The organism is Defluviimonas sp. SAOS-178_SWC, assembly GCF_039830135.1.
GTDB lineage: Bacteria > Pseudomonadota > Alphaproteobacteria > Rhodobacterales > Rhodobacteraceae > Albidovulum.
Window position 1 is genome coordinate 2676253 of record NZ_CP156081.1, and the last position, 18034, is coordinate 2694286.

Here is an 18034-nt window from a genome sequence, read left to right on the forward strand (position 1 = left end):
TCTTGCCGCAAATATCCCCGCCGGAGGCATGCGCAATCTGCGCATTCCAAGGCGTGCCCCGGTCATCACCGGGCCATGTCGTCCCGGTGCACCATCGGCCCGCGCCCGGCATAGCCGAGAATGGCCTCCATGTCACCCGAGCGGCGCCCCGCGATCGACCGGGCTTCACTGGCCGAATAGCGCACGAGGCCCTTGGCCAGCGCCTCGCCCCCGGGGCCGAGAATGGCGACCGGATCGCCGCGCCCGAACGCGCCGGCAACCGCCGTCACCCCGGCCGCGAGAAGCGACTTGCCCTGCCCGAGCGCCGCGACCGCCCCGGCATCGAGGCGCAGTTCACCGCGCGGCTTCATCGTCGCGATCCAGCGCTTGCGGGCAAGCTGAGGCGTGTCCTCGGCCAGGAACCAGGTGCAGGCGGCGCCCCTGGCGAGCGCGTCGAGCGGCCGCAATACCGACCCCTCGGTGATCGCCATCGCACATCCCCCCGCCACGGCGGTCTTCGCCGCCATCAGCTTGGTCTTCATCCCGCCCTTCGAGAGGCCGGAGACCGGATCGCCGGCCATTGCCTCGATCTCTGGCGTGATCTTTTCAACGACATCAAGGCGATGCGCGTCCTTGTTCACCTTCGGATTGTCGGAATAAAGCCCGTCCACATCGCTCAGGAGCACAAGCTGATCCGCGCCGATCGTGACGGCGATCTGTGCCGCAAGCCGGTCATTGTCGCCAAACCGGATCTCGTCGGTCGCGACCGTATCGTTCTCGTTGACAATCGGCACGACGCCGAGCCCCAGAAGCGTCTCCATCGTCGCGCGGCTGTTGAGGTAGCGGCGGCGGTCCTCGGTGTCCTCCAGGGTCACCAGCACCTGCCCGGCCGTCAGTCCATGCGGGGCCAGAACCTCCTCATAGGCGCGCGCCAGCCGGATCTGGCCGACAGACGCGGCGGCCTGGCTTTGATCGAGGGTCAACGCACCGGCGGGCAGCCCTAGAATGCCGCGCCCGAGCGCGATGGAGCCGGACGAGACGAGGATCACATCGGTGCCCCGCGCCTTCGCCTCGGCGACATCCTCGGCCAAGGCGGTCAGCCAGCCGCGATGCAACCCGCCGCCCCGGTCGACGAGGAGGGCCGAACCGATCTTGACGACGAGCCGCCGGGCGGCGGCGACCGAAGGGGTCAGGGGCGCCATTCGTCGTCCTCAGGGGCTGTCTCGGCCCGCGCCTCGGCAATGATCGACCAGAGGGCGCGCAGGACCTCCGGGATACCCTGCCCGGAGACGCCGGACATGACGTAGACCGGCCCGCCCGAGGCCTTTTCGAGGCTGCGCCTGCGCGATGCGAGGGTCTTCGCGTCAAGCGCGTCGATCTTGTTCAGCGCCGTGATCCGGGGCTTGTCCGCAAGGGCGTCGGAGTAGGCCTCCAGCTCTCTCAGGATCGTCTTGTAATCCTTTGCGATCGTTGACGATGTTCCGTCGACGAGATGAAGGAGAACCGAGCAGCGCTCGACATGGCCGAGGAACATGTCGCCCAGTCCACGCCCTTCCGAGGCGCCCTCGATCAGGCCCGGAATATCGGCCATGACGAATTCCCGGCCATCGACACCGACGACGCCGAGATTGGGGACGAGCGTCGTGAACGGGTAGTCGGCGATCTTCGGCTTGGCGTTCGAGACGGCGGCAAGGAAGGTCGACTTGCCGGCATTCGGCAGGCCCAGAAGCCCGGCATCGGCGATGAGCTTGAGGCGCAGCCAGATCGTGCGCTCCACCCCCTCCTGGCCGGGATTGGCGCGGCTCGGCGCGCGGTTGGTCGCGGATTTGAACCGCAGGTTGCCCCAGCCGCCATTGCCGCCCTGTGCGAGGAGGACGCGCTGGCCGACCCTGGTCAGGTCGGCGATCAGGGTTTCCTCGTCCTCGTCGAGGATCTCGGTCCCGACCGGCACCTTCAGGACGATATCCTCGCCGGTCTTGCCGGTCCGCTGGCTGCCCATGCCGGGCTGGCCGCTCTTGGCGAAGAAATGCTGCTGGTAGCGGAAGTCGATGAGCGTGTTCAGCCCCTCCACCGCCTCGGCCCAGACCGAGCCGCCATTGCCGCCGTCGCCCCCGTCCGGCCCGCCGAACTCGATGAATTTCTCGCGCCGGAACGACACGCAGCCGGCACCGCCCCCGCCGGAGCGGATATAGACTTTGGCGAGGTCGAGGAACTTCATGGCGGCGCTTTCGTAAGGATGTGACAGGCGATAGCGGCAGGCGGGCTATTTCGCAAGGGCGGCGCGAAACCGGCGTATGTTTCGCGTCGTTGCGGCGTAGGTCTCGCGTAGGTTTTCCGTAACTACAGACCGCGCACCCGAAAGCCGGAGCATCGCGCCGTCCGGACCTGCCGCCAGGTCCGGATGCGGCGCCTCATCCCATCTTGCGCAGGTAGGTCCAGGTGGGCACCGTGGCGCCCCGTGCGACCGAAAAGGCCTCGGCGTCGCCGAGATAGTCGAAGCCGGTATTGGTCAGCACCCGTGCGGAGCCGGGATTGTCCTGAAAGACCTCGGCAAACAGCGTGCGCGAGCGATGCGGGTTGGCCGCGACGATGGCGGACACCGCCTCCGACGCGTAGCCGGTGTTCCAGAAGGCGGGCGCGACCCAGTACTTGATCTCGCTCTGGTCCCGCTCCATCCGGGTCAGGCTGACGATGCCCAGAACCTCCGCATGGCCGCGTTCGGAACCGTCCATGACCCAGACATCCTCGCTCCGCTTCTCGGCGAGGCTGCGGGCGATATAGGCCTCGACCGCGCCGGGGGGCAGCGGATGGGGGATCGTGCGGGTCCCTTCGGCGAGCCGGCGGTCGGCGGCATACATCGCGATGAGACCGGCGTCCGAGCGCCTGAGCGGGCGCAGCCCGAACCGCTCAGCCGCGAGTTCGGGCTGAACGACGATAGGTTCCTGAATCATACCGTCCCTCCTCCGAAACGGATCGTGAGATCCACGGCCGCCCTACCGGCCCGGACCTCTTTGAAACTCGCAACCCGGCGCCAGGCCCCTCCCGGACCCGTTGGCGCCGCCTTGCCCGATACACCCGAAATGGGGCGTGAGAGTGGCCGGTTCAACCGGGCCGGGTTCACGCTTGCGACGGTCGCGCTGACAATCGCCTGTTCGCGTGACATGTCTGGCATACTCCCGCCACCAATGAAGAAGGGGACCGACCTTCCGGCCGATCCCCCGTTTACAATCCGATTGTAAAGGTTCGGCTTACTCTGCTGCCTCCGCCGCAGGGAGGACCGAAATGAACGTACGGCCCTTGAGACCCTTCTTGAAGGTCACGAGTCCGTCGACGGTCGCGAAGATCGTGTGGTCACGACCCATGCCGACCCCTTCGCCCGGCCACCACGTGGTGCCGCGCTGACGCACGATGATCGCACCCGGCTGCGCCGACTGGCCACCGAAGAGTTTCACGCCGAGACGACGGCCGACCGAGTCGCGACCGTTGCGGGACGAACCGCCTGCTTTTTTGTGTGCCATGGGGTGTTACTCCTTCGTCGCGGCGGCTTTTTTGGCCGGCGCCTTCTTGGCAGGCGCGGCCTTCTTTTCTGCCTTCGCCTCGGCCGGCGCGTTGTTGTGCGCGGCGACGCGGGCGGCGTGGGTGCCGATCGCTTCCTTCACGCCCGACTTGTCCGCGCCCGAGGCGAGGATGTCGGTGACACGAACCAGCGTCAGTTTCTGCCGGTGGCCGCGGGTGCGCTGCGAGGAGTGCTTCCGGCGGCGCTTGTGATAGGTGATGACCTTGTCGGCCTTGATGTCGTCGATGACCTCGGCCTGCACGGCGGCACCCTTGACCATCGGCGCGCCGAGCACGGGCGTGTCGCCACCGATCATCAGAATCTCGTTGAACTGGACTTTGTCACCAGCGGCGGCCGCGATCAGTTCGATGCGGAGCACGTCGCCCGCCTGAACCTTGTATTGCTTGCCACCGGTCTTGAGGACCGCGAACATGGGTCTTTCCTTCATCTCTGCCGCGCCCTGTGGCCCCGGATCCATCCGGCGTTTCGGGGTTTCCCCGCCTCGGGCAGCGCGCCCCGTTTCGGGACGACGTTACCGAATATAGACTCCCGGCCGGGCCGAGAGACCCGCCGGGATGCGGGCTTATCGGGCAAGTGGCGCGGGAAGTCAAGCCACGGCAGGCGGCGATTCTTCGCGGCTGCACCCCGCCCGCGCGCTCAGTCGAGCGGGGCCTTGCCGCCCGCCGCCGTGCGGTCCGCGATATACCGGGCGATGCGCTCGCCCCGCTCCCCGGACCCTTCCGGCGGCCGGTAGTCCGAAAGGATCCGCTGCCAGATCGCCGTCGCCCGTTCCGTCGCGGTCTTCGCCCCCGCCGCTTCCCAGGTGCCGTGGTTCGAGAGGTCGGCGACAAGCGGCGCGTAGAAGGCGCGGTCAAACCGCTCCATCGTATGCGGGGTCGCGAAGAAGTGGCCGCCGGGCTGCACATCGGCAAGCGCGTCCCAGGCCAGATCGGCCTCGGGCGAGGTCAGGGGCTGGCACAACTCGGCAATCGTCTGGAGCGCCTCTATATCGTTGATGAACTTCTCGTAGCCGAAGCTGAGCCCGCCTTCGAGCCAGCCGGCGGAATGCACGGTCAGCGTCGCGTTGGCCATCAGATTGGCCCAGAGACCCATGTGATTCTCGCCCGCCGCCTGCATGTCGGCGGTGTTGGAGGCCGAGCCCGCCGCCGAGCGCCACGGCAGGCCGACATGGCGAGCGAGTTGCCCGGTGCCGATCGCCATCCGGATATGGGTCGGCGTGCCGAAGGCGGGCGCGCCGGACTTCATGTCGACGTTCGACGAAAAGCCGCCATAGCTGACCGGCGCGCCAGGTTTCGCAAGCTGGGCGAGCGTGATCCCGGCAAGACATTCGGCATGTTGCAGGACGAGCGCCCCTTCCACCGTCACAGGGGCCATCGCGCCGGCAAGACAGAAGGGCGTGATGATCAGCATCTGCCCGGCTCGGGCGAAGTCGATGATGCCTTCGGCCATCGGCCTGTCGATCTGGCGCGGCGAATTGGTGTTGATGACCGTCCCGCACCAAGCGCCGTCCGTGAAGTCGGCGTCCGAGAGGTCGAGCGCCATCCAGATCATTTCGAAGCTTTCGGCGACCTGGCCGCGGCCGCGCGCGTAGACGAACATCGGCTTGTCGCCGAGCGTCAACTGGGCGCGCATCATCGCGTAGTGGCGCAAATGCGTCGGCACGTCCTGCGGTTCGGCCGAGGGGCCGAGCTTGTGGATGACGTCGAAGCTCTGATGGAGTTTCAGCGTCTCCTCGTAGGCGGCGAAGCTGCCGGGGCGCCGGCCGCGCAGGGCATCGGTGACGTTCGGGCAGCCGCCGCCCGGCGAGAAGATCAGGGCGCCATCCTCGTAGTCGAGTTCCCGCCCCGGATCGGCCGCGCGCATCCGGATGGATCTCGGGGCTGAGAGAAGCGCGGCCGCCACCATGTCGCGGCCGATGCGGACCATCTCGGTCGTCTCGTCCACAAGCGCGCCGCCGGTGGCATAGATCGCCCGAGCCTCGGGCAGAAGAACCTTGATCCCAAGCTCCTCGAGCACCTTCAGCGCCATGTCGTGGATCGCCGAAACCGCGTCGTCGCTGATGACCTTCTGCGGCGCGAACGGGTAGCGCAGATGCCGATAATCCACGACACGCGCCGGAGCGGCGGTCCGTCGGGCCGCGCGGCCGCGGCGGTGATGCGGTTCGTCCATGTCGTGCCTCCCGGTCCTGCGTGGCACGAACCGGAGCTTGCGGACGAGGCGGCCCCTCCGCCCCGCCGGTCCCCGGCCCTGCGGGCGCGATGATCCGGGACCGGGCGCGGCGGTGTCGCGTTCCTTTCCGACCTGCGGATGACGCTCTTGCGGGCCCCGCCCGCCTGCCCGGCACCGCCCGCGCCCGACGTCGCGGGCGTTTTGCGCTTCACCCCCTTCGGGATTTCCCGTAAACCGCGCGGCGGAAAGGTGGCCGGGAATGCGTCAGACCATCATCGAACGCTGCGAGACCAAGGGGCTTCGGATGACCGAGCAGCGCCGGGTGATCGCGCAGGTGCTCGAGGAGAGCGAAGACCACCCCGATGCCGAGGTCCTCTATACCCGTGCCTGCGCCATCGACCCGAAGATCTCGCTCGCCACGGTGTACCGGACGCTCAAGCTTTTCGACGAGGCGGGTATCCTCGACAAGCTGGAATTCGGCGACGGACGCGCCCGCTACGAGGATGCCGAGCGGGCGCATCACGACCACCTCATCGACCTCACGACCGGCGCCGTCATCGAATTCGTCGACGCGGAAATCGAGGCCTTGCAGGACCGGATCGCCAAGCGCCTCGGCTACCGCCTGAAGGGACACCGCCTGGAACTCTTCGGCGTTCCCCTGAAGCGCAAGGACTGACCCAGTGCACAATCTTCGCGGCATCTTCCTCATCGTCTTTTCCATGGCCGCCTTCTCGGTCGAGGATGCGTTCATCAAGGCGCTGACGGGATCGCTGCCCGTCGGACAGGTGATGCTGTCGCTTGGCCTTGGCGGGGTTCTGGTCTTCGCGGCCGTCGCCGGACCGAGGGCCTGGCCGGGCATCGCCCGCGCGCTCTTCGTGCCGCAGGTGGCCCTGCGCACCGCCGGAGAGGCCGTGGGCGCGGTGTCCTTCATCACCGCGCTCTCGCTGATACCGCTCTCGACCGTCGCGGCGGTCTTTCAGGCGACACCGCTTGCGGTCACGGCGGGCGCCGCGCTGATCTTCGGCGAAGCGGTCGGCTGGCGGCGCTGGAGCGCCATCGCCGCAGGCTTCATCGGTGTCCTGATGATCCTGCGCCCCGGTTTCGAGGGCTTCCGTCCGGAGGCCGCGATCGTCCTTGTCACGGTCGTGGCCATCGCGCTCCGCGACCTCGTCACACGGCGCATTCCCGCGCATGTCCCCTCGGTCGCGGTGTCGTTCCACGGCTTCTTCGCCCTCGTGATCGCGGGCGCCGTGCTTCTGGCCATCGGTCCCTCGCCCGTCGCGCCCGATGCCGGCGTCTGGGCCCGGCTCGGCGCCGCGGTCCTGTGCGGCACGACCGGCTATTACGCCATCGTCGCGGCGATGCGGTCGGCGGATGCCTCGGCCCTCATGCCGTTCCGCTATTCGCGTCTGGTCTTCTCGCTGGTCATCGGCGTCGCCGTCTTTGCCGAACACCCCGATGCGATGACGCTCGCCGGCGCCGCGCTGATCGTCGCCGCCGCCTTCTACACCTATCTGCGCGAACGCCGCGCCCTTGTCGCGCAGCCCGCCTGAGGGGACTTTCCCTTGGGCCGGGGACCGCGTAAAGACCGACCAACCGTGGTTTCCGCCGAAAGGACCTGCCCCATGAGCACGATCATCGACATCCATGCCCGCGAGATTCTCGACAGCCGGGGCAATCCCACGGTCGAGGTGGATGTGATCCTCGAAGACGGCACGATGGGCCGCGCCGCGGTGCCCTCGGGCGCGTCCACCGGCGCGCATGAGGCGGTCGAGAAACGCGACGGCGACAAGGCGCGCTACATGGGCAAGGGCGTGCTGGAGGCGGTCGCCGCCGTCAACGGCGAGATCGCCGAGACGATCATCGGCGAGGACGCGACCGAGCAGGTCGAGATCGACCGGCTGATGATCGAGCTCGACGGCACCCCGAACAAGGGCCGGCTCGGCGCCAATGCGATCCTCGGCGTCTCGCTCGCCGTCGCCAAGGCCGCGGCCGATTTCACCACGCAGCCCCTCTACCGCTATGTCGGCGGCACCAATGCCCGGATCCTGCCGGTGCCGATGATGAACATCATCAACGGCGGCGAACATGCCGACAATCCGATCGACATCCAGGAATTCATGATCATGCCGGTCGCCGCGCCGGATATCCGCGGCGCCGTGCAGATGGGCTCAGAGGTCTTCCACACGCTGAAGAAGGAGCTTTCGGCGGCCGGGCTCGCGACCGGCGTCGGCGACGAGGGCGGCTTCGCGCCCAACCTGTCCTCGACCCGCGACGCGCTCGACTTCATCCTGAAATCGATCGAGAAGGCCGGCTACAAACCCGGCGAGGACATCTGCCTCGCGCTCGACTGCGCCTCGACCGAATACTTCAAGAACGGCAAGTATGTGCTTTCCGGGGAAGGCAAAACCCTCTCTCCGGAAGAGAATGTCGACTACCTCGCGGCGCTCGTGAAGGACTACCCGATCATTTCGATCGAAGATGGCTGCGCCGAGGATGACTGGGACGGCTGGAAGCACCTGACCGATGTTCTCGGCGCCAGGTGCCAATTGGTCGGCGACGACCTTTTCGTCACCAACCCCGCCCGCCTTGCCGACGGCATCGCGAAGGGCTGCGCCAACTCGCTCCTCGTCAAGGTCAACCAGATCGGCACGCTGACCGAGACGCTCGACGCCGTCCGCATGGCCGACCGCGCGCGCTACACCTCGGTGATGAGCCACCGCTCGGGCGAAACCGAGGACGCGACCATCGCCGATCTCGCCGTCGCGACCAATTGCGGGCAGATCAAGACCGGCTCGCTCGCCCGGTCGGACCGGCTGGCGAAATACAACCAGCTGATCCGCATCGAGGAGATGCTCGGCGAGACGGCGGAATATGCCGGCCGCTCGATCCTGCGCGGCTGATTTCTTCTTGGCCCAAATACTCCCGCCGGAGGCAACCCCGCCTCCGGCGGGTTTTTATTTCAGGGCAAGAGCTTACAGCGCGACCTTGTATTCCTGCACGGTATTGCCGCCATCCACCACGATCAGCTGCCCGGTGACATAGCTCGCCTCCTCCGCCGCAAGGAAGAGGACCGCATGCGCCACCTCCTCCGGCCGCCCCGGCCGGCCGACGGGCGTGTGGTGTCCGGCGACGATCTCGTCGGCGCCGGACGATCCCGTCTCGATCCAGCCCGGCCCGACGCAATTGACCGTCACCCCCTCGCGCCCGACATCGAGCGCCAGGGCCCGTGTCATGCCCATCAGCCCTGCCTTGGCCGAGGCGTAGACGCTGCTCGTCGCGATTCCGACGACCGGGCCGGTGACGGATGACATCTGCACGATCCGCCCGAACCGGCGCGCGCACATGCCGGGCAGGACCGCCCGCGTCAGGCGGAAGGTGGAGGTGAGGTTGATGTCGATCCCGTAGCTCCAGTCCTCGTCCGTCAGGCTCGCGAAGCGCTTTCCCGGCATGTCGATCCCCGACTGCACCATGCCGGCATTGTTGACGAGAATATCGATGGGGCCGAGCGCCGCCTCGGTCTCCGCCACCAGCCGTGCGACGTCATCCTCGCGGGTGAGATCGGCGGTCGTCGCGAACGCGCCGTCCGGCCCGAGCGCACGAAGCCGGTCGAAGATCCGGCCGGTCGTCGCCGTGATCGCCACCTTCGCGCCGGCCGCCTTGAGCACCCGCGCCGTCGCGAAGCCGATTCCATCGGCGCTCCCCGCGCCGGTCACCAGCGCGACGCGCCCCGAAACGCCTGCCATCTGTCACCCCTTTCCACACATCGGCGTCACGCTACCGGCGCTTGCGGGGGTTGGCCAGCCGCGTCAGCGGATCTCGCCACGGCGGATGATCCGGGCCGCAAGCGCGTCATAGGCGGTCCGCCAGGCGGATTCCAATTCGGGCGTGAACCCCTCCCCCAGCTCGTCCCGCAGCGTCTCCAGAAGCGCCTCGCCCATCGGGGCGAAATGCGCCGCCTTCACGCCGAGCAGCGCGTGGCCGCGCCCCAGGTCGGCGAAACGGTCGCCCAGCGCCTCCGGGCTTTCGAGATTGCCGATGATCGAGTCGAGCGTGGTTATGAACTTCATCCCCTGCCCGGCGAGGTCGTCGCGAAACATAGACCGAAGCTCCGGCGCGCGCCGGAACAGCGCCTCGTAGAACGACATCGAGGCGGGTTCGAGCCTTTGCCGGAGGGTGTGGAAACTCTGGCGGATCAGCTCCGCCTGACGTGCCGTTACCGTCATGCTTCCGTCCTTTCGCCCTTGAGTCCGGGAAAGGCTGCGCCGCCCCCGGACACGCTGCCTTGATCCATCTCAATTTGCCGGCATCATGTCGGCGAAACGGAAGGATGGCCGGATGACTGCCGAAGACATCATCGAACTCTTGCACCTCGCGCCCCATCCCGAGGGCGGCTGGTACCGCCAGACATGGGTTGCGGACGGTCCCGGAAGGCCGGCGGGGACGGCGATCTATTTCCTCTTGAAGGCCGGGGAGCGCAGCCATTGGCACCGGGTCGATGCCGCCGAGATCTGGCACCATTACGCCGGTGCGCCCCTAGTTCTTTCCATTTCGGAAACAGAAAAAGGGCCCGCGCGCGACCACCGGCTGGGCCCGGATCTCCCGTCCGGCGAACGGCCGCAAATCCTCGTGCCGCCCCATCATTGGCAGGCGGCCCGAACGGCCGGAGACTGGACCCTCGTCGGTTGCACCGTGTCGCCCGGCTTCCGGTTCGAGGGGTTCGACCTCGCCCCGGACGGGTTCACGATCCCATCCGCCGGATAACGCATTTGATGGCTTGCGGCCCGGCCCGAGCAGCGGGATCATCCGCCCATGACCGATCACAAGACCTTCCTCTCCGCCCTGCCCGCCGCCGACAAGGCGGCGCTGACCGAGACGCGCGACGGGGCGGGATTGATCCATCTGACGGGTCATGGCGGGATGATCCTGATCACCGGCGCACTGATCGCGGCGCGGGTGCCGTTCTGGCCGCTCCTTCTGCCGGCGCAGGGCGTGCTGATCATCTTCCTCTTCACGCTGGAGCATGAATGCACGCACCGCACCCCGTTCCGGTCGCATGCGCTCAGCAACTGGGTCGGGCGGCTTTGCGGATTTCTGATTGTCTTGCCCTTCGAGTGGTTCCGGTCGTTCCACCTTGCCCATCACCGCTTCACCAACCTGCCGGGCAAGGATCCCGAGCTTGACAGCCCCAAGCCTGAAACCCGCCGCGACTGGATGATCCACGTCTCAGGCGTGCCGGTCTGGTGGGGCAATGGGCGTCTTCTTGTCCGCCTCGCGCTGGGGCGGGAGCGCGCGCCCTACCTGCCGGAGCGGGCCCTGCCCCGGATGGAACGCGAGGCGCGGATCATGCTGGCCCTCTATGGCGCGGCGGCGCTCTCGATGTTCTGGTCGCCGGTCCTTCTTTGGGTCTGGCTCGTGCCGATCCTTCTGGGTCAGCCTGCGCTCAGGCTCTATCTCCTGGCCGAACATGGCGACTGTCCGCGCGTCGCGAACATGTTCGAGAATACCCGAACCACCTTCACCACGAGGGCCGTGCGCTTCCTTGCCTGGAACATGCCCTACCATGTCGAGCATCACGTCTTTCCCACCGTTCCCTTCCACCGCCTGCCGGAGCTGCACCGGCTGATCCGGGACGAGTTGAAAGTCACCGCGGACGGCTACGCGGCCTTTACCCGCGACTACCTCGCGCGGCGGCGCTGAGCGAATGTAAGGGATACAATCTTCGCATGGTGCGGCCCGCAGCGATGGGTTAGGCAGGCCCGACCCTTGGGCGCACTCCTTCATGGCCGATACCACCACCCCCATTCCCCGGAACGAAGACAGCCTTTCCGGCTTCGGCTTCGCGCTCGCCGCCTATCTCCTCTGGGGGTTTTTGCCGCTTTACATGAAGGCGCTGGCGCATGTTCCGCCTGTCGAGGTCATCGCCCACCGGATCCTGTGGTCGGTTCCGATCGCCGGGGCGCTCCTGATCCTGACCGGACGGACGGCGGACCTGCGGCACGCGATCACGACGCCGCGCATGCTCGGCATGGCGGCGGTGACGGCGGCGCTCGTCTCGACCAATTGGGGAATCTATGTCTGGGCCATCGGCTCCGGCCATACGCTCGACGCCGCGCTCGGATACTACATCAATCCGCTCTTCTCGATCTTCCTCGGCGCGGTTCTCCTGCGGGAACGGCTGGCGGCGGCGCAATGGGTCGCCATCGCGCTGTCCGGGCTGGCGGTGACGATCCTGACGCTGGAGGCCGGGCGGTTGCCGGTCGTGGCCCTCGGGCTCACGCTGACCTGGGGCTTCTATGCCTTGTTCAAGAAGTCGCTGCCCATCGGCCCCAATCAGGGCTTCATGCTCGAGGTCCTGCTGCTGTCCCCCGCGGCGCTTTACTACATGGTCCATCTGGCCCGCGCGGGGACGGGCCATTTCCTTGAAGGGGTCAGCTTCGACAGCTGGATGCTTTTCGGCTGCGGGGCCGTGACGGCGGTGCCGCTCATTCTCTATGCCAACGGCGCCAAGCGGCTGAAGCTGTCGACCATCGCTCTCATGCAATACATCGCGCCGACGATGATCTTCCTGACGGCGGTCTTCGTCTTCGGCGAGGAGTTCGGGTCGGCACGCGCCGTCGCCTTTCCGCTGATCTGGGCGGCGCTCGTCCTCTATACCTGGTCGATGGTGCGTCAGGCCCGCGTGGCGGGGCGGTAGCCGTTCAGCGAAGGTGGCCCGGCCGGCTGATCTGGCCGCCCCCCACCGCCGCCGCGACGCCGGTCGTGCCGGGGCAGGAGGTCGGCAGGCCGCGCGCCACCCGCACCGCGAGATGGGCGAAAGCCTGCGCTTCCAGCATGTCGCCGTCGAGGCCGACGGCCTCGACAGGTTCGACCGGGCAGTCGAGAAGGCCGGCGATCATCCGCATGAGCGTCGGGTTGTGCCGCCCGCCGCCGGTCACGAGAAGCCGGGCGACGGGCGCCGGAAAATGCTCCGCCCCGCGCGCGACGGCCGCCGCCGCCGCCGCCGTCAGGGTCGCGGCCGCGTCGGCATCCGGCAAACCGGAAACGGCGTCGAGAAGCCCGTGAAACTCGTTCCGGTCGAGCGATTTGGGCGGCATCCTGAAGAAATACGGATGGCTCAGGAAATGCGCGACGATGCCCTCATCCGCCTCGCCTTCTGCCGCCAGCGCCCCGCCTTCGTCCCGCGACACGCCCCGCCGCGCCTGCATCAGGTCGTCAACGGGCGCGTTCGCGGGGCCGGTGTCGAAGGCGAGGCAGGCGCCGGGCACGTCCGGCGCGGGCTCTCGCGGGTCGAGCCAGGTGAGGTTGCCGACCCCGCCGAGGTTGAGGAAGGCCACGGGTTCGCAGGCGCCGATCCAGCGGGCGCAGGCGAAATGGAAGAAGGGCGCCAAAGGCGCCCCCTGCCCGCCCATCCGCACATCGGCGGAGCGGAAATCCCAGACGACCGGCAGGCCCAGAACCTCGGCGAGGACCGATCCGTCGCCGGCCTGATGGGTGCCCCGCCCGGCCGGATCATGGGCGAGCGTCTGGCCGTGGAAGCCCGCGATCTCGGCCTCGCCGGCAAGACCCGACATAACGGCGGCATGGGCGGTTTCCACCACCTCGGCGGCGGCCTCCACCCCGTCGCCGCCCGGCCAGCGCCCGAGGGCGGCGCGGATCGTCGCCCTCTCGGCGCTGGAATAGGGCCGGTAGGCGTGACGGCCGAATGCCTCGATCCGGTCGCCATCGGTCTTCACCAGGGCGGCGTCCACCCCGTCGAGCGACGTGCCCGACATGGCCCCCAAGGCCCAGACCGCGCCCGGTTTCAACATGGACTTCCCCTTGCCCGTCCGCACGGATATACGGACCTTCAAGCTCAGAATGGACGATCCGGCAATGACCTACCACCCGAAATCCGACTTCATGCGCGTGATGATGGAGCGCGGCTTCCTCGCCGACTGCACCGATTACCAAGGGCTGGACGAGGCATTGGTCAAGGGCGTCGTGCCGACCTATATCGGCTATGACGCCACGGCGAAGTCGCTGCATGTCGGGCATCTTCTGAACATCATGATGCTGCGCTGGCTGCAAAAGACCGGCCACAAGCCGATCACACTGATGGGCGGCGGCACGACCAAGGTCGGCGACCCCTCGTTCCGGGCCGACGAACGCCCCCTGCTGACGCCGGCCCAGATCGACGACAACATCGCCGGCATGAAGCAGGTCTTCGCCCGCTACCTGACCTATGGCGACGGTCCGGCCGACGCGGTCATGCTGAACAATGCCGAATGGCTCGACAACCTCAACTACCTCGATTTCCTGCGCGACATCGGCCGGCATTTCAGCGTCAACCGGATGCTCAGCTTCGAGAGCGTGAAATCGCGGCTCGACCGGGAACAGAGCCTGAGCTTCCTCGAATTCAACTACATGATCCTGCAGGCCTACGATTTCCTCGAACTGCACCGCCGCTATGGTTGCCTGTTGCAGATGGGTGGCTCGGATCAATGGGGCAACATCGTCAACGGGATCGACCTGACCCGGCGGGTATTGGATCAGGAGATCTTCGGGCTGACCTCGCCCCTGCTGACGACGAGCGACGGCAGGAAGATGGGCAAGTCGGCCTCGGGCGCGATCTGGCTGAACGCCGATATGCTGTCGCCCTACGAGTTCTGGCAGTTCTGGCGCAACACGACCGATGCCGATGTGGGCCGCTTCCTGAAGCTCTACACCGAACTGCCGGTCGAGGAATGCGACCGGCTCGGCGCGCTGGAAGGGGCAGAGATCAACGACGCCAAGATCGTGCTGGCGAATGAGGTGACGAAGCTTGCCCACGGGGCCGAAGCGGCCGCGGCCGCGGAAGCGACGGCCTTCGAGGTCTTCGCGAAGGGCGGTGTGGGCGACGACCTGCCGACGCTGTATGTCTCGGCAGCCGAGGCGGCCGACGGGGTGAGCCTTGCCCAGCTTTTCGTCCGCTCCGGCCTCGCCAAGTCCGGCAAGGACGCCAAGCGGCTGATCGCCGAGGGCGGCGCGCGGGTGAACGACGAGCCTGCGCTCGATGCCGGGCAGATGTTCGGCGCCGGCGATCTGGCCGATCCGGTGAAGCTGACGGCGGGCAAGAAGCGCCACGCGCTGGTGGTTCTGGGCTGAGCGTTTCGCGCGCGCCGGGGCAGCCCGGGCGAGATGCGGCCTCCGGCGTCCCGCCAGGGTCGGTGGCCCGCACCATCCCATCGTCTATCGACGCCGACGCGAAACCGCATAGGCTCGGGCCATGTGCGGGCGATTCATCCTCAGCGACGGAACCTGGACGGAATATAACGAGGTCCGGTCGGTCATTCGCGGCACCAGCGCTCCCGTCAGCTACAACATCAAGCCGACCGAGACGATCAGCCTCGCACTGAGCATCGCCGCCGCGTCGGCGCGGTGGTGGTTCGTCCCGCACTGGTTCCGGGACGATAGCCACCCGCACGTCCTCTCGGAAACCGACGGACGCTAAACCATCGGGACCAGTCAGGGCGGGGCAACTCCTTTCTACGTGACCTGTAGCGCCCCGGGAACATGAGTTCCGGGGCGCTTTCATGATGTTTTCCATTCGGCTGCGCCTTGTTTGGCTCCGAAGTCCGATGCAAAGATCGATTTGAGTAACGCTCAAGGAGTTGGAGCCTCCGGCAAACCCGGGGCGGTTCACTCTGACCGAAAAGGCCGAGGTCAAAGGCATAGGTCCCTGCAGTGAAACTGGCTGTGTCTGTTGCAAGCTGCCCCTCCAGGCTGACACGCCCGTACCGTCGATTTCGTTTCGATTTCGTCCGACTTTCCCGCGGATCAAGCTGCCCTGTGCGAAGCTGATTTCGCGAAAACGCATAACAGCAAATATCAATGGAGAGCTTCATGACACGCCATGTTCTCGCTTCCGCCATCCTCGCGGTCGTAGCTGGCCTTCCTGCAACTGCCGAAGAATTTGTGGTCCAGCTCGGTTCGGCCTACAACGGCGCGAGTGACCGCCTCCTCGCGTCTCTTGAGACGACCGAGATCCAGAGTTTTTCCGTGGAGGGGGCGAATTTCGTCATTCTCGACGCACCCAACGAAGCCTACGTGCAGGCCTTTTTCTACGCCCTGCGTCAGGATGTCGTCGGGCTGAACGTCCTTGAGGCCAATTGGACCGCCCCGGCCTTCGCCGAGCTTTCGCTCGCGCAGCGGCTCGGTTTCCTGCGTCCGGTCCAGTGCGAGTTCTGCAGAAGCTGAACTGCGACTATGGTCCTTCGGGTACGTCTCACGAACACTGCGGAGGCAAGGCGCGGACAGGGCGCGTGACGTCAAATCGAACCCTGCATGAGCCGACGGCGCCCCAAGGGAGTTGATCTGGAGTGCATTTGGCGGCCAGTCTTGAGACATCTCGACTCGTTGCGGGGGCCCGCGACATGGAAAAGACGAACAATACAGCCATGATCCTCGGCACTTGCGCCTTCGAACCATCGAGTCTGACGTTGCGAGATGCGTCGGGCGCCGTGTTGCCGCTGAGGTCGCAGTCCCTTCGAGTCCTCTCGGAACTCGCACGGACGCCCGGCCAGTTGGTGTCACGCGATCGGCTGATCGAGGCGGTCTGGCCCGGCATCGCCGTCACCGACGACAGTCTGGTGCAGTGTATTAAAGACGTGCGGCGCGCCCTTGCAGACCGCGAGAGGACGATCGTGAAAACGGCTATCGGCCAGGGATACATCCTGAATGCCCGTGTGCCCGACGTCCCGACGGATGCACCGCCCACCATTCTGGTCGAACGGTTCAGCGCCACGACCGCGCTGGCGCAGGAAGTGGGCGAGGTCATCTTCGAGGAACTCCTGGTCCGCCTCGCGCCACGGCGGGGGATCGTGGTCGAGACCGATCCAGACAGGCGTTGCGATGCCAAGTACATGGTCTCCGGGCATGTTTCCGAGCGCTCCGGTGGCGTGCGGGTATTCTACCGCATCACACGGCTCGGCGGTGGCGGCGACCTCCATGCCGCCGCCGTACTCTCCGACGCGGCGGGGATGTGGGATCTGCCCGTCAAGGTCGCTGACTCGATTGCAGCGCAACTGCGCGTGCAGATGGGAATGCGCGACGGATCCGACTACGCCACGCGCGAGGACGTCGACCTTTCCGTCCAGGAGCTCTTGGCCAAGGCGGCCTGGCACATGATGCGCTACCGCCGCAGGAACTGGCGCACGGCGCGGGCCGCACTGGAGCGCGCTGCAAAACTTGCGCCGGACAACCCGATCGCCCTGAGCATGCTTGCATCCATGGAGACGCAGATGATCCCGCTGATCCCGTTTTCCGAAATCGCGGCCGATCCCGATCGTGCGATGGCGCTGTGCGAGCGGGCCGTCGAACTCGACCAGTCGAACGACTGGGTTCTCCGCACCAGGGGCAATGTCCGCCTCTGGCTGCTCGGAGATCACGAGGGTGCCCGTCTTGATTGCCGGCGCGCGCTCGCCATCAACCCGGCCTTCCACCTTGCCCACCTGACGATTGCAACGAGCGACATCCTCTCCGGAGCGTTCGAAGTTGGGGCAACTAGGCTCGAAGAGATGATGCACAGGGTGCCCTTCGACTCCCAGAATCCGCTGTACTTCTCCCTGATCGCGATCGCGCGGCTGCTGGACGGGCAGGCCGGGAGAGCGATCGAAGCGGCGAGGGAAGGGCATGAACAGAATCCGTTCGGCGCCTGGAACGCACTCGTCTATGCGACCGCAGTAGCAGACGATGTTGCGATAACCGGATCAGCCACCTTCAGGAAGCTTCTCGATCGCATCGATCTTGCGCCCTCGCATTTCCTGGAGTTCCCCTTCACCGATCTCGAGAGGGCGGCGGAATTGACATCTCGCGCCGAGGCGGCCGGTGTAGGTCGGTCCCTCTCGCCGCCGCGCCTCTATTCGGACAACGGTCGGTGAGGGCTTGCGTCCAGGCTGCCAGCAAACAAGCCCGCACACCAGCTATCGCAAAAAACAGTGATCCAATACCTGCCGAGAGCGTCCGGTGTGGTGGGCTGCGCAGCAGCGAAGGACCGGTCGAGCGAGCGTCCGGTAAGGGCCGAGACCGGCCATCCGGCGCAACAAGTCCATCGACCGACTCGCCGTGGCTCATCCGCAACACCGCGCAGTAACCGTTGTCGTGCTTCCATAGTGCTCCATGGATTTCGACGCACGGCCCGCGTCGCGCGAACATGCCGTTAAGAAATTGATATATAATAAAAATTTGGTGCCCCCAGAGAGACTCGAACTCCCGACCCTCTGATTACAAATCAGATGCTCTACCAGCTGAGCTATAGGGGCGCCCTGACGCACATAGAACGAGGCGCGC

Annotated in this window: 19 protein-coding genes and 1 tRNA gene; 10 read left to right on the forward strand and 10 right to left on the reverse strand. The window is 66.7% G+C overall.

What is annotated here, in order from left to right; all coding sequences use genetic code 11:
* Positions 1–65 precede the first annotated feature (65 nt).
* The 6 genes from proB to V5734_RS13860 all read right to left on the reverse strand — a co-directional run bounded on the left by proB (position 66) and on the right by V5734_RS13860 (position 5725).
* Positions 66–1181 (reverse strand): glutamate 5-kinase, encoded by a 1116-nt coding sequence (gene proB, locus V5734_RS13835; RefSeq protein WP_347310226.1) that lies wholly within the window; start codon positions 1179–1181, stop codon positions 66–68.
* Positions 1169–2197: a GTPase ObgE gene (gene obgE, locus V5734_RS13840; RefSeq protein WP_347310227.1), complete on the reverse strand. Its 1029-nt coding sequence runs from the start codon at positions 2195–2197 to the stop codon at positions 1169–1171. The genes proB and obgE overlap by 13 nt, the downstream gene beginning before the upstream one ends.
* 193 nt (positions 2198–2390) lie before the next feature.
* Entirely contained in the window at positions 2391–2930 is a 540-nt protein-coding gene (locus tag V5734_RS13845) for a GNAT family N-acetyltransferase (protein ID WP_347310228.1), read from the reverse strand.
* Positions 2931–3227: 297 nt separating this feature from the next.
* On the reverse strand, positions 3228–3497 hold the full coding sequence (gene rpmA, locus V5734_RS13850) for a 50S ribosomal protein L27 (protein ID WP_347310229.1): 270 nt from the start codon (positions 3495–3497) through the stop codon (positions 3228–3230).
* A gap of 6 nt (positions 3498–3503) precedes the next feature.
* Positions 3504–3968, reverse strand: a complete 465-nt coding sequence (rplU, locus tag V5734_RS13855) for a 50S ribosomal protein L21 (RefSeq protein WP_347310230.1) — start codon at positions 3966–3968, stop codon at positions 3504–3506.
* 224 nt (positions 3969–4192) lie between these two features.
* Complete coding sequence (locus tag V5734_RS13860) at positions 4193–5725, reverse strand: trimethylamine methyltransferase family protein (RefSeq protein WP_347310231.1); 1533 nt, start codon at positions 5723–5725, stop codon at positions 4193–4195.
* Between the two features lie 259 nt (positions 5726–5984).
* Here V5734_RS13860 and V5734_RS13865 point away from each other — a divergent pair, with 259 nt between their 5' ends.
* The 3 genes from V5734_RS13865 to eno all read left to right on the forward strand — a co-directional run bounded on the left by V5734_RS13865 (position 5985) and on the right by eno (position 8628).
* Positions 5985–6401, forward strand: coding sequence for a Fur family transcriptional regulator (locus V5734_RS13865; RefSeq protein ID WP_347310232.1), 417 nt, complete (start codon positions 5985–5987; stop codon positions 6399–6401).
* A 4-nt stretch (positions 6402–6405) separates the two neighbouring features.
* On the forward strand, positions 6406–7278 hold the full coding sequence (locus V5734_RS13870; RefSeq protein ID WP_347310233.1) for a DMT family transporter: 873 nt from the start codon (positions 6406–6408) through the stop codon (positions 7276–7278).
* A 72-nt stretch (positions 7279–7350) separates the two neighbouring features.
* On the forward strand, positions 7351–8628 hold the full coding sequence (gene eno / locus V5734_RS13875; RefSeq protein WP_347310234.1) for a phosphopyruvate hydratase: 1278 nt from the start codon (positions 7351–7353) through the stop codon (positions 8626–8628).
* A 72-nt stretch (positions 8629–8700) separates the two neighbouring features.
* Here eno and V5734_RS13880 read toward each other — a convergent pair whose 3' ends face one another.
* Both V5734_RS13880 and V5734_RS13885 read right to left on the reverse strand, forming a co-directional pair.
* A complete protein-coding gene (locus tag V5734_RS13880; RefSeq protein WP_347310235.1) occupies positions 8701–9471 on the reverse strand; it encodes an SDR family NAD(P)-dependent oxidoreductase in 771 nt (256 codons plus the stop codon).
* 63 nt (positions 9472–9534) lie between these two features.
* The gene (locus tag V5734_RS13885; RefSeq protein ID WP_347310236.1) at positions 9535–9951 is read right to left on the reverse strand and encodes a globin domain-containing protein; all 417 of its coding nucleotides are present in this window, start codon (positions 9949–9951) and stop codon (positions 9535–9537) included.
* Positions 9952–10063: 112 nt separating this feature from the next.
* Here V5734_RS13885 and V5734_RS13890 point away from each other — a divergent pair, with 112 nt between their 5' ends.
* The 3 genes from V5734_RS13890 to rarD all read left to right on the forward strand — a co-directional run bounded on the left by V5734_RS13890 (position 10064) and on the right by rarD (position 12422).
* Complete coding sequence (locus V5734_RS13890; RefSeq protein ID WP_347310237.1) at positions 10064–10489, forward strand: cupin domain-containing protein; 426 nt, start codon at positions 10064–10066, stop codon at positions 10487–10489.
* Positions 10490–10537: 48 nt separating this feature from the next.
* Positions 10538–11425 (forward strand): fatty acid desaturase, encoded by an 888-nt coding sequence (locus V5734_RS13895; RefSeq protein ID WP_347310238.1) that lies wholly within the window; start codon positions 10538–10540, stop codon positions 11423–11425.
* 82 nt (positions 11426–11507) lie between these two features.
* Positions 11508–12422: an EamA family transporter RarD gene (gene rarD, locus V5734_RS13900; protein WP_347310239.1), complete on the forward strand. Its 915-nt coding sequence runs from the start codon at positions 11508–11510 to the stop codon at positions 12420–12422.
* Positions 12423–12426: 4 nt separating this feature from the next.
* Here the strand turns inward: rarD and V5734_RS13905 are convergent, their stop codons facing one another.
* A complete protein-coding gene (locus tag V5734_RS13905) occupies positions 12427–13536 on the reverse strand; it encodes an anhydro-N-acetylmuramic acid kinase (RefSeq protein WP_347310240.1) in 1110 nt (369 codons plus the stop codon).
* Between the two features lie 64 nt (positions 13537–13600).
* Here V5734_RS13905 and tyrS point away from each other — a divergent pair, with 64 nt between their 5' ends.
* From tyrS to V5734_RS13925, 4 genes are all read left to right on the forward strand, one after another.
* Positions 13601–14851, forward strand: coding sequence for a tyrosine--tRNA ligase (gene tyrS, locus V5734_RS13910; RefSeq protein WP_347313638.1), 1251 nt, complete (start codon positions 13601–13603; stop codon positions 14849–14851).
* A gap of 121 nt (positions 14852–14972) precedes the next feature.
* Positions 14973–15197, forward strand: coding sequence for a hypothetical protein (locus tag V5734_RS13915; RefSeq protein ID WP_347310241.1), 225 nt, complete (start codon positions 14973–14975; stop codon positions 15195–15197).
* A gap of 392 nt (positions 15198–15589) precedes the next feature.
* Positions 15590–15943 (forward strand): hypothetical protein, encoded by a 354-nt coding sequence (locus tag V5734_RS13920; RefSeq protein ID WP_347310242.1) that lies wholly within the window; start codon positions 15590–15592, stop codon positions 15941–15943.
* Positions 15944–16119: 176 nt separating this feature from the next.
* The gene (locus V5734_RS13925) at positions 16120–17625 is read left to right on the forward strand and encodes a winged helix-turn-helix domain-containing protein (protein WP_347310243.1); all 1506 of its coding nucleotides are present in this window, start codon (positions 16120–16122) and stop codon (positions 17623–17625) included.
* 305 nt (positions 17626–17930) lie between these two features.
* Here V5734_RS13925 and V5734_RS13930 read toward each other — a convergent pair.
* Positions 17931–18006: transfer RNA gene (locus V5734_RS13930), tRNA-Thr, on the reverse strand.
* Positions 18007–18034: the final 28 nt, after the last annotated feature.